Raw genomic sequence first — 11654 nt, forward strand, 5'->3', positions numbered from 1 at the left:
TAAGACTCTCAGCGCCGATGGTACTGCAGGGGGGACCCTGTGGGAGAGTAGGACACCGCCGGACTTAACTTAGAAAAACCAAGAAAGCCACCCCACGGGGTGGCTTTCTTGCGTTAACCCTCACCCCGCACCGCACCGCACCGCACCGCAGCGCAACGCACCACGCCGGCTCCGACCAGGGCCCTCGCGGCCCACGCCCCGGAACCCGGCCCGCCGCAGACCACGGGCCACGAGCACCAGGCACCGGCGCGGGCAACCGCGAAGATCCGCTAGACGGGACCGGCGAACACGGGCTCGAGGATGTCGCCGTTGAGCACGTCGAGCGTCCAGCCGTCCGGGCCGCTCTGCGCCACGGTGAGGGCGGCATTGACGATCGTCGGGATGGGGCGATCGAGGATGCGGATCAGGCTCAGCCGGATCAGGGTGCCGTGGCTGACAACGATGATCCGGGCGCCCGGGTAGTCGCTCGCCAGCATCCGCAGTGCGTCGACGCCGCGGTCGGCGACGTCGTCCTCGGGCTCCGCCCCCCGAAAGCCACCGTTGCCGGTCAGTCCGCCGGGCTCGCGCAGGGCGTCGAGCTCGGCGCCGGCGCTGAGACCCTCGGCGAGGCCGTAGTCGCGTTCGACGAGGGCCGGCATGCGCTGCGTGACGCTGAGTCCCAGGCCGTCGGCGATCAGGTCGGCCGTCTCGGCCGCCCGCGACAAGGGCGAGGAGACGACGAAGTCCCAGTCATACGATGACAGCGTCCCGACGGCGGCGATCGCCTGGCCGCGTCCGGTCTCGTTCAGTGGAATATCGGACCGGCCCTGGATGCGCATCAGCGCATTCCATTCGGTCTGGCCGTGGCGGACAAGGGCGAAGGTAGTTGCAGAACTCACCGGTCCATTCTCCTCCAGCGCCCCCGTCCGCGGTCACGCCTGCCGGGCGGCGACGGCGTGGGCCGCGGCCTCGGCGCCCACGTTCGACGTCTTGAGCAGCCGGACGAGGGCGCGCACCGACCAGCCGAACAGCACGATGACCAGCAGGTTGCGCGCGGTGAGGAGCAGCACGGCCAGGGGGTCGCCATCGATCAGCTGCAGGTAGAAGATCGGGAAGATCAAGGTCGTCAGCACGCTGATCGCGAGCATGAGATAGGCCGCGGCGCGCCACTGCCGCCAGGCTCGTGTCGCGCCGACGACCACGATCGGCACCAGCCACAGCATGTACTGGGGGGAGCCGACCTTGTTGAACACGATGAACGCCCCGACCAGGGCGAGGGAGCCGAGGAGCAGCAGCAGAGTGGGGTCGCTGCCGCGCCGGAGTCCCACGAGCATGAGTACGAGCACCGCGCCGACGGCCAGAAACATCAGCGGCGTCATCACCTCCGCGACAAGCGTTGTGCCCGGGCCGATGACCTCCCTGGTCGCAATGGCGTAGTTCTGGTAGATGACTGTGCCCGGCCGCCCGGCTGAGGCCAGCCACACCCATGGTGTGGTCACGGGAGCCTCGAGCTGAAGGGCACGGTCGGACTGCATGGTGATGAAGCCGGTGAGAAAACGGATGCCGCCCGCCGCCCAGACGAAGCCGGCGATCGCCAGGCTGATGGCCGCGCCCGTGGCGGCGACCAGCCACCGGCGCCGGACAACGGCGACCACCGCCAACATCACGGCGGCGGGCCAGACCTTGATCCAGGTCGCGGCCGTGAGCAGAGCCGCGGCCACAACGGGACGGCGGGCCAGCAGCACGAGAGCGATGATCACGAGCGGCGCGGTGAGTCCCTCCAGTCGCAGCAGGGCGACAGGGCTGAGCACGAAACTGATCAGGAGCCAGAGCCACGCCGCCCGGTAGCCGCGGGCGTCTCGGCCCCGATCGGTGAGTGCCGCGACGGCGAGAGCGTTCAACGACATCGTCATCAGGAACCAGAGCAGCTGATAGAGGAGGGGCCCGCCCAGGCCGGCCAGCACGATCGGCAGGAGCGCCCCGATCGGGTACACCCACTCGACGGTGATGCCCTGCCACAGGTGATGGAGGAGCCCGTTCTCCGCCCAGGTGCGGTACAGCGGCAGGTCGCCCAGGACGCGGCCGGTGAGGATGGTCGGCAGCAGGGCGAGCAGGAACACGGCGTGCACGGCGAGGAAGCCGAGCACCAGGGCGCGGGGGCTGTGAAGCCAGGCCATCCTGGCCGGAGTGATGGCGCGGAAGAGCCGGCGATCGGCCCGGTCGAGAATCAGGGACACGGCACTCACCTCTACGGACGTCGACACCCGGTGTGATGCCTGACGCCAGCGTAGAAAGCCCAGATGACAGGGAGGGGTTCGTCAGGCGTCCAGCGGGCGACGGATCTGAGAGTGCTCTCAGCGGAGCGGCGCTGAGGGAGAGCGTCCGGTTCAGGTGACGGGGGAGGAGGCGAACAGCACGCGCTCGCTGGACACGAGGTCGGCGACCTCGAACAGCCGGGACAGATCCCGGCCGGCTGATAGCCGTTCGGCATCGCTCTGCGGCGCCATCCGGCCCAGCATGACGCCGCCGAGGGCGCGCACCGCGCAGGCCGCGATGATGCCCTCCGGGGTTCCACCGATTCCCATCACCAGGTCGATCGCGCTGCCCGGGGTCGCGGCGGCGATGGCCGTCGACACGTCGCCCTCCACGGTCAGGCTCACCGTGGCGCCGGCGGCGCGAAGCTCCCTGATCAGCGCGGCATGGCGAGGCTTGTCGAGCACGGCGACCGTGAGCGAGGTTTCGGCCACGCCGGTTGCGGCCGCGTAGGCGCGGAGGTTGGCCGTGGCGGAGCGGCGCAGGTCCAGCACGCCGAGGCCCGCGGCCCCCGCAATGAGTTTTTCCATGTAGAAGACCCCGGCCGGATCGAACATGGTGCCGCGGGGAGCGAGCGCGATGACGCTCACCGCGCCGGGAAGCGCCCGGGCGGCCAGGCTCGTGCCGTCCAGCGGATCGACGGCGATGTCGCACTCCGTGCCGCGGCCCGTGCCGAGCCGTTCCCCGTTGGCGAGCATCGGCGCCTCATCCTTCTCGCCCTCGCCGATCACGACCGTGCCGGAGAACGGTGCATTCATCAGGATGGCCCGCATCGCCGCGACGGCAGCAGCATCCGCGGCCACCTTGTCGCCGCGACCGACCCATTCCCGGGCGGCAGCGGCCGCGGCGTCGGTTGAGGCGCGGACGGCCTCGACCAGGTCGGCCGGCCAGAGGGCGGCGCCGATCACGGTGGTCGCGGAGGCACCGTCGGGAAGGTTCGTCTGCGGCATCCGCCACCTCATTGCTCGAGAGTTCGCCCCGTGACCGGGAAGTCCCAGCCTATCGGGCGGGCCGATCCCGCCCCGGGCTCAGGCTCAGGACAGGAGTTCGCGGATGTCCGCCGCCGTCAGCGCTGAGCCGCGCGGCGCGGCATCCGTCATCACGCTCTCGAAGAGGCGAGCCTTGGTGGCCTTGAGCGCCATCACCTTTTCCTCGATCGTGTCCTTGGCGACCAGGCGGTAGACCATGACGTTCTTCGTCTGGCCGATGCGGTGCACCCGGTCGACGGCCTGGGCCTCCGTGGCCGGGTTCCACCAGGGGTCGAGCAGGATGACGTAGTCGGCCTCGGTGAGGTTGAGGCCAAAGCCGCCCGCCTTGAGGCTGATCAGAAAGACCGAGTTGGTGCCGTTCTTGAACTCGTCGATGACGCGTGCTCTGGCCCTGGTCTTGCCGTCGAGGTAGGAATAGCTGATCCCGGCGGCATCGAGCCGGTCCCTGGCCTTGCCGAGGTACTGGGTGAACTGGCTGAAAATGAGCGTGCGGTGCCCCTCGGCGACGGTGTCCTCAAGCAGTTCGAGCAGCGCGTCGAGCTTGGTCGACGGAATCCCCGCATACTTCTCGTCGTACAGGCTCGCGTCGAGGCTGAGCTGGCGCAACATGGTGAGCGAGCGGAAGATCTCGAACCGGTTGGCATTGAGGTCGTCGATCAGGCCGAGCACCTTCTGCCGTTCCCTCGCCAGGTGGGTGTCGTAGACCCGGCGGTGCTTCGGGTTGAGCTCGAGTTCGAGCACCTGTTCCTGCTTCTCCGGCAGGTCGCCGGCCACCTGGTCCTTGGTGCGGCGCAGCATGAACGGCCGGATGCGCCGGCGCAACTGGCCGAGCCGATCGGCGTCGGCATCGGCCTCGATCGGTTTGCGGTAGTAGTCGGTGAAGCGCCCGGGGCTGGGGAACAGGCCGGGCGCCGTGATCGAGAGCAGCGACCAGAGCTCCATCAGGTTGTTCTCCATCGGCGTGCCCGTGATTGCGAGCTTGAACGGCGTCTCCAGGCGCCTGGCGCACTGGTGCGCCCTGGACTGGTGGTTCTTCACGAACTGGGCCTCGTCCAGCAGGAGCCCGGCCCAGTCCAGCCCGTGGTAGCTCTCGAAGTCGAGCCGGAAGAGGGTGTACGAGGTGATCACGACGTCTGCCCCCTGCGCCACCTCGGCCAGGCTCGTGCTGCGCTTGGCCGCGGTCTGGGTGACGGTGGCCACGCGGAGGCTCGGAGCGAAGCGGGCGCATTCCGCGGCCCAGTTCGACACCACGCTGGTGGGAGCCACGACGAGGAACGGCGCGTCGGGTACTCCGGGCTCGTCTGGAACTCCGGCGGCCGACCCCGACCCCGACCCCGACCCCGACCCCGAGGCCTGGTCGCGGGCATGCGCGATCAAGGCGATGGCCTGCAGCGTCTTACCCAGTCCCATGTCGTCGGCGAGGATGCCGCCGAGCCGGTGGTCGTAGAGGAAGCTCAACCAGTCGAACCCGGCCTGCTGGTAACCGCGCAGTGTGGCGTGTACGGCGGTCGGAAGCGGGCGCCGCTCGATCCGGTCGGCATCCGTGAGGCCGGCGACGGCGGCTCGCCACCCCGCGGCCTGTTCTCCGACTACGCCCAGGGCCTGCAGTTCCTCCCAGAGGTCGGCCTGGAACCGGTTGAGCCCGAGCGACTCCGCGCCGACCTCCTGCAGGCCTCGGGCCTCCTCGATCAGCCGGCGGAGCTGGTGCAGCTCGGGTCGGTCGAGGCTGAACCAGGTGCCGCTCTGCAGGATCAGGATCTCCTGGGTTGCCGACAGTGCCCGGAACAACTCGTCGAACGGGATGTCCTCCCCGTCGATGCTGACGGTCACGGCGAGGTTGAACCAATCCCGGGTGGCGGTGCTCTCCGTCGTGGCCAGGCTGATCACCGGCGCCTCCTCGGCGGCCCGGTACTGTGGGGCGTCGACGCTGACCGTGACCCGAACGTCGGCCAGGGACTCGAGCTCCGGAACGGTCCGCGCCAGGAAGTCGATCATTGCCGCGCCATCGAGCGTGGCGATCGTGGCCAGGCTGGATCGGCCCTGGTGCGCGTCATCGGGCGCGGCTTCGAGCGCGGGGTAGCCGGCCAGGACGGGCCCGACGGCGGAGAGGATATCGTCCTCCCGAGCCGGATCCCGGAATCGGTTGTCGCCGGGGGCCGACCGGAGGGTGCTCCGGTGCAGCACCGCCTCGGCCCCTGGCGTGAGGTACTCCCAGTCCCAGCGGAGCTCCAGTCGCGCCCCGGCCTCGTGGGTCAGCGCCAGCGTCAGGCGGGGTCGGGGTGAATCCGGCAGTTCGAAGGAGCCATCGGTGCTGGTCAGGGTGAGCTGTCGGCGCAGGAACGGGTAGAAGTCGGTGAGGAACAGGCTCTCGTCGGCGCCGGGAACGACGAGACCGTCTGCTGACGCGGCCAGAGCGATCAGCTCCGGCCCGAGCTGGTGCTCGAGCGGTGCGAGGGTGAGCGCGGTCTTCGCGCCGTCGGCAACCGGGCCGGGGCCGGCTCCCGACCGGGCGAACATGCCGTGGGCGGGGCTGCCGATGAAGCCGAACTCGGCCAGCCCGAGCCGGCGGCCGTCCAGGATGACGGCGGGGGTCAGGACCAGCCCGCCGCCCTCCCGGCGGATGTCGATCTGGAGCGCGGCGGGTGCCGGCGATACGCTCACCCGTTCCGGGCCGCCCGCGCCGGTGACCAGGGCGACTCCCGCGGTTCTGGCCTCGGCGAGGATCTCCCAGAAGGCTCGGTTGGCGAATCCGTCGAGCAGGATCCACTGTTGCGCGAAGCCGTTCGGCCGGCTGCCCGCCGAGTACAGGGCGTAGAGCGCCTTGAGCACCGCCAGCTGTGCGGGGTCATAGCTGCCGTAGATGTAGGTGAGGTTGTCCCAGGTCAGGTTGCCGCGGATCCACTTGCCCTTCTTGCCCATGATGACCGGGCGGGCCCCCAGCCGCTGCCGGGCCGCACCGCCGCCGAACCGCGCGTCCCGGCCCGGGTCCTGCAGTTCGAACTGGATGCCGACCGGCGTGACGGCCGGAATGGTGGCGGTCGGCCGGGCGAGCGGCGCGAGGGCGCGTTGCCAGTCCGGCGTTGTGGGCGGGGCCGGCGGGCCGGAGGACGGCTCGAACCGGGGCATCCGCCGGTCACCGACCGCCCGGCCGGGTTCGGCCGCTGGGCGGGTATCACGATCGGGGGTGCCGGCACTGACGAGCAGGAGGGCGGCCACGTGCTTGCAGTTCGTCTTGATCGGGCACGTGCAGGCGCCGGTGGCACGCACCAGGGCGCCGGCGGCGTTCGTCGTGAACGACACGGTCACCGAGTAGGGCGTCGGGCGGGTGCCCTGCACCTCTCCGAAAAGCTGGGTGCCCGCGCCGAACCATTCCTGCCGGGTGACGTTGCCGTTGCGGGCGTAGCGCTCGCCGCGGGAGAACGCCTGGCTGCCCACGAGTAGCGCGATCTGGTGGGAACTGAGCGAATGGGCCATGAGGAGGGTCCTATTCTCCCACGGGAATGCATCGATCGGCCCTGCGGGGCGCGCGTCGGCCGCGCCGGGCTAGATGTCGACGGAGGAACCCTTCCGCAGGGTGTTGCCCTGGAAGAATGTCGGATCTGCGCGCCGCATCAGCAGCATCAGCACCACGCCGCCGAGGAACAGCACCATGGCCAGGATGAAGACGAGTCCGACCCCGCCGATGTTCGACCCGCTGCCGTAGCCGGGGTTGATGCTGTCATACAGGGTGGTGACGAAAATGACGGCCAGGATGATCCCGCCGAGCAGTGGGGCGAGGAACTTGAGCAGGAAGGCCCTCGGCCGGCCGAACGCCTCGGCGCGGAAGTACCAGACACAGGCGAACGCGGTGACGCCGTAGTAGAAGCAGATCATCATCCCCAGGGTGAGGATGGTGTCGGTGAGCACGTCGGTGCTGAGCACCCGCATCACGGCATAGAACAGCCAGGCGACGATGCCCGCCACCACGGTCGCGAATCCGGGAGACTTGTAGGTCGGGCTGATCGCGGCGAAGCTCGTCGGGAAGGCCCGGTAATGGCCCATCGCGAGCATGGTGCGTGCCGGGCCGACGAAGGTGGACTGCAGCGACGCGGACGAGCTCGAGAGCACGGCCAGTGACATCAGGATGGCGAACGGGCCCATCACCGGCCCGGCCAGGGCGGCGAAAACGTTCCCCTGGATGTCGGCGTTGCCCAGTCCGAGCTCGCCGTTGCCGATGCCGGAGAACATCAGGGCCGCGACCGCGACCAGGACGTAGAGCCCGAAGATGACGCTGACGGTGAGGGTGGCCGCGCGCCCGGGCGTGGTCGTGGGGTTTTTCGTCTCCTCGTTCATGGTCAGGGTGACGTCCCAGCCCCAGAAGATGAAGATGGAGATCGACACTCCGGCCGCGAAGGCGGAGAAGGAGGGGGCCAGGAACGGGTTGAACCAGTCGGCGCTGAAGCCGAGGGCATCGAAGGCGGTTCCGTTGCCGATGTGCGATAGCGCGGCGACGCTGAACCAGACCAGAACGACCAGCTGGAATGTGACGAGCACGTACTGCACGGCCTTGGTGGTCTTCATGCCCCGGTAGGAGATGTAACAGGCCGTCACCATGAAGACCAGGCAGGTAAGCACGTTGATGACCACGTTGGAGGCGAGGCCGGCCAGGGCGGGATTGCCGAACAGCTGGGCGAGCATCAGGTAGAAGAAATCGACGGCGACGCCGGCGAGGTTGGACAGCACCACAACGGTGGCGACGATGAGTCCCCAACCGCCCATCCAGCCGACCCAGGGGCCGAAGGCCCGGGTGGCCCAGGTGAAGGAGGTGCCGGCATCCGGCATGGCGTTGTTCAGCTCGCGGTAACCGAGGGCCACCAGGAGCATCGGGATGAATCCGACCAGGAAGATGCCGGGCAGCTGCGTGCCGACGGCGGCGACGGTCGGGCCGAGCGAGGCCGTCAGGGTGTACGCCGGGGCGATGCAGGAGATGCCGATCACCGTCGCGCCCAGCAGGCCGATCGAGCCGGCGTGCAGGCCCTTGTCGGACAGTGCCCCGGAGCCGACGGTCGGGGTTGAGGCCGAGGCCGAGGCCGAGATGGGGTAGCCCTTCGCCATGGGTCAGCGGGTCAGGCGGGCGTGGCTGCCGGTGGGGACGACGACCAGCGGAACGGGCAGCGCGTGCAGTATGCGGTGCGCCGTGATCCCGAGGAAGATCGTGGTGGGCTGGGCGAGTCGGCTGGACCCGACGAAGGCGACCTCAGTCTCCTGCCAGTCGAGGGCCTCGACCGCTGCTTCGACGGTGTGGCCGGATGCCACCTCGGTGGTGATGTCCCCGTGCGCCCGCGAGTGGGTCGAGAAGTAGTCGAGCACGGTGCGCAGGTGGGCGCCGCTCTCGTTCTCGTCGGCCACGGCCTCGCCGCCGGTCGCGTGGGTGCGATGCGCGTCGACCTCGACCAGGGTGACGAAGCGCAGGTCGACGGTGAGGCCCTCGGTGAAGGCGATCACCGAGTCGAGCAGGGTGCGCCAGCCCGCCCGGGTGCCGATCGCACAGGTGATCCGGGTGATCTGATCGGGCGCGCGGTAGCCGTCCGGGGCGAGCGCAACCGGAACCGGCGCGGCGTGCAGCAGGCCATTGGCCACGCTGCCGATCGTGAACCGGTTCAGGATGCCGCGGCGTGAGGCGCCGACGATGATCCGGTCGGAGTCGAAGCGTTCGACCGCCTGCAGCAGGCCCTCCGTGGCGGAATCCGCCCAGAGCAGGTGCGTCGTCGCGACGATATCCGCCGGGATCCGCAGTGCCGCCTGGGAAAGCCATTCGAGGGCCTGCTTCTCGAGCAGCGATTCGAAGTCGGATGCCGAGGCGCCCACTTTCGCCGGAACGGCGGAGGAGTGCGGCAGCACGAGGCAGAGTCGCAACTCGGCGCCGGTCAGTCTGGCCAGGGCGACACCGAGTTCGATGGCTTCGTTGCCGCGCCCGGTTGCTTCGTAGGCGACGACGTAGTTCGCTACTCTGCTCACTTTGTTCACTCCCTTGGTTCCTGTCCCGCGGTCCAGTAATTCACACCGTACATCCAGACGACGGTCAGTGGCAGCGGGAAGCGCCTGCCGGGCGCCGTTCGCGCGCCGGCCTCGCCCGGGCGCCCGCGGCGCTAGCGGGTTGGTCGAATATCGAATAAAGTTGAGTCGACATGACTCAGCTTTTGGTCGACCCTGCAGGGGGCCGGCCGGCCAGAGAGAGGATCTCGCGATGCAAGCAGGCCAGCAGCCGCCCCAGGAAGACGCCAAGACGGCCCTCGAGAAGTACGGGGTGAACCTCACCGAGATCGCCAAGAGCGGCAAGCTCGACCCGGTCATCGGGCGGGACGCGGAGATCCGGCGAGTGAGCCAGGTGCTGACCCGGCGAACGAAGAACAACCCGGTGCTGATCGGCGAGCCGGGTGTCGGAAAGACGGCGGTCGTGGAGGGGCTCGCCCAGCGCATCGTCGCCGGCGACGTCGCCGATTCACTCAAGGGAAAGCAGTTGGTCTCCCTGGACCTGGCGGCCCTGGTGGCCGGGGCCAAGTACCGCGGCGAGTTCGAGGAGCGCCTCAAGGCCGTGCTCAAGGAGATCAACGACGCCGACGGCCAGATCATCACCTTCGTCGACGAGTTGCACACGCTGATGGGGGCGGGCGGCGGCGAAGGCTCGGTGGCGGCCTCCAACATGCTCAAGCCGATGCTGGCCCGCGGCGAGTTGCGCCTGATCGGCGCCACGACGCTCAACGAGTATCGCGAGTTCATCGAGAAGGATGCCGCGCTCGAGCGCCGCTTCCAGCCGGTCCTCGTCGACGAACCCAGCGTCGAAGACACCGTGGCTATTCTGCGCGGGCTCAAGGAACGTTACGAGGCCCACCACAAGGTGTCGATCGCCGACGCCGCGCTCGTGGCCGCGGCATCCCTCTCGAACCGCTACATCACCGCCCGGCAGCTCCCGGACAAGGCAATCGACCTGATCGACGAGGCCGCGAGCCGACTGCGGATGGAGATCGACTCCGCGCCGGTGGAGATCGATGAACTGCGCCGCAGCGTCGACCGGCTCAAGCTCGAAGAGCTGGCGCTGAAGAAGGAGAAGGACGACGCCTCGAAGCAGCGCCTGGAGAAGCTGCGCGAGAGCCTGGTCGAACGGGAAGAGAACCTGGCCACGCTGCAGGCCCGCTGGGATAAGGAGCGGTCCTCGCTCAACCGAGTCGGCGAGCTCAAGGAGAAGCTGGACACCGCGCGTATCGCTGCGGACCGGGCCCAGCGTGAGGGCAACCTGGAGCAGGCGTCCCGGCTGCTCTACGGCGACATCCCGGTGATGGAACGCGAGCTGGCGGAGGCCGAACGGGCCGAATCCGACGGCCCCAGGATGGTCAACGACCACGTCACCGCCGAGGACATCGCCGCGGTCGTGGCGATGTGGACGGGTATCCCCGTGGGCAGGCTGCTGCAGGGCGAGACCGACAAGCTACTCAATCTGGAGGGCGAGCTCGGGCACCGGCTGATCGGTCAGAAAGCAGCCGTGCGGGCCGTCGCCGACGCCGTGCGCCGCAGCCGGGCCGGGATTTCCGACCCGGACCGGCCGACCGGATCGTTCCTGTTCCTCGGGCCGACCGGGGTGGGCAAGACGGAGCTGGCCAAGGCGCTCGCCGAGTTCCTGTTCGACGATGAGAAGGCCATGGTGCGCATCGACATGAGCGAGTACGGGGAGAAGTTCTCCGTCTCCCGGCTCGTCGGGGCGCCTCCCGGCTACATCGGCTACGAGCAGGGAGGGCAGTTGACCGAGGCCGTGCGCCGCCGCCCGTACTCGGTGATCCTCTTTGACGAGGTGGAGAAGGCGCATCCGGAGGTCTTCGACGTGCTGTTGCAGGTGCTCGACGACGGCCGGTTGACGGATGGCCAGGGCCGCACGGTCGACTTCCGCAACACGATCCTCGTGCTGACCTCGAACCTCGGCTCGCAGTTCCTGATCGATGCGAGCCTCGACCGGCAGCAGAAGGAGGACGCCGTGCAGCAACTGGTGCGGCAGACCTTCAAGCCCGAGTTCGTCAACCGCCTCGACGACATCGTCGTGTTCGAGTCGCTGACGATGGACGACCTCGGCCAGATCGTCGAGCTGCTCGTCGACCGGCTGGAGCGGCGTCTGGTCGAACGCCGGCTCGAGCTCGCGGTGACCCCGGACGCCCGGTCCTGGCTGGCCGAGCGCGGGTACGACCCGATCTATGGGGCGCGTCCGCTCCGGCGGCTGATGCAGACCGAGATCGACGACCGGCTCGCGACGGCGTTGCTCTCGGGGAAGATCCGGGACGGCGACACGGTGCTCGTGGACTTGGACGCCGACCAGGACGCCCTGACCGTGGCATCCGCCCCCATCTC

7 protein-coding genes are annotated in these 11654 nt (G+C 69.2%); 1 reads left to right on the forward strand and 6 read right to left on the reverse strand.

The window, feature by feature from the left end; genetic code table 11:
* Window positions 1-269: 269 nt before the first annotated feature.
* From QMG61_RS16960 to QMG61_RS16985, 6 genes are all read right to left on the reverse strand, one after another.
* Window positions 270-878, reverse strand: coding sequence for a histidine phosphatase family protein (locus QMG61_RS16960; RefSeq protein ID WP_283495514.1), 609 nt, complete (start codon window positions 876-878; stop codon window positions 270-272).
* Between the two features lie 33 nt (window positions 879-911).
* Window positions 912-2216 (reverse strand): glycosyltransferase 87 family protein, encoded by a 1305-nt coding sequence (locus QMG61_RS16965; RefSeq protein WP_283495515.1) that lies wholly within the window; start codon window positions 2214-2216, stop codon window positions 912-914.
* Window positions 2217-2366: 150 nt separating this feature from the next.
* Window positions 2367-3242 carry a class II fructose-bisphosphatase family protein gene (locus QMG61_RS16970; protein ID WP_283495516.1) on the reverse strand — a complete coding sequence of 292 codons (876 nt, stop codon included), beginning with the start codon at window positions 3240-3242 and terminating at the stop codon, window positions 2367-2369.
* Window positions 3243-3326: 84 nt separating this feature from the next.
* Window positions 3327-6755, reverse strand: a complete 3429-nt coding sequence (locus QMG61_RS16975) for a DEAD/DEAH box helicase (protein WP_283495517.1) — start codon at window positions 6753-6755, stop codon at window positions 3327-3329.
* 69 nt (window positions 6756-6824) lie between these two features.
* Window positions 6825-8375: an APC family permease gene (locus QMG61_RS16980; protein ID WP_283495518.1), complete on the reverse strand. Its 1551-nt coding sequence runs from the start codon at window positions 8373-8375 to the stop codon at window positions 6825-6827.
* 3 nt (window positions 8376-8378) lie between these two features.
* The gene (locus QMG61_RS16985) at window positions 8379-9278 is read right to left on the reverse strand and encodes a universal stress protein (RefSeq protein ID WP_283495519.1); all 900 of its coding nucleotides are present in this window, start codon (window positions 9276-9278) and stop codon (window positions 8379-8381) included.
* A gap of 229 nt (window positions 9279-9507) precedes the next feature.
* On the opposite strand from QMG61_RS16985, the gene QMG61_RS16990 reads away from it, so the two are divergent.
* On the forward strand, window positions 9508-11654 hold a 2147-nt coding region (locus QMG61_RS16990), incomplete at its 3' end, for an ATP-dependent Clp protease ATP-binding subunit (RefSeq protein ID WP_283495520.1).

The organism is Cryobacterium sp. PH31-AA6 (assembly GCF_030063195.1).
In the GTDB taxonomy this organism is placed as follows: domain Bacteria; phylum Actinomycetota; class Actinomycetes; order Actinomycetales; family Microbacteriaceae; genus Cryobacterium.

Coding starts and splice junctions, on each gene's coding strand:
- QMG61_RS16970 (WP_283495516.1), bottom strand. CDS start 3,242: ATGCCGCAGACGAACCTTCCCGACGGTGCCTCCGCGACCACCGTGATC.
- QMG61_RS16975 (WP_283495517.1), bottom strand. CDS start 6,755: ATGGCCCATTCGCTCAGTTCCCACCAGATCGCGCTACTCGTGGGCAGC.
- QMG61_RS16980 (WP_283495518.1), bottom strand. CDS start 8,375: ATGGCGAAGGGCTACCCCATCTCGGCCTCGGCCTCGGCCTCAACCCCG.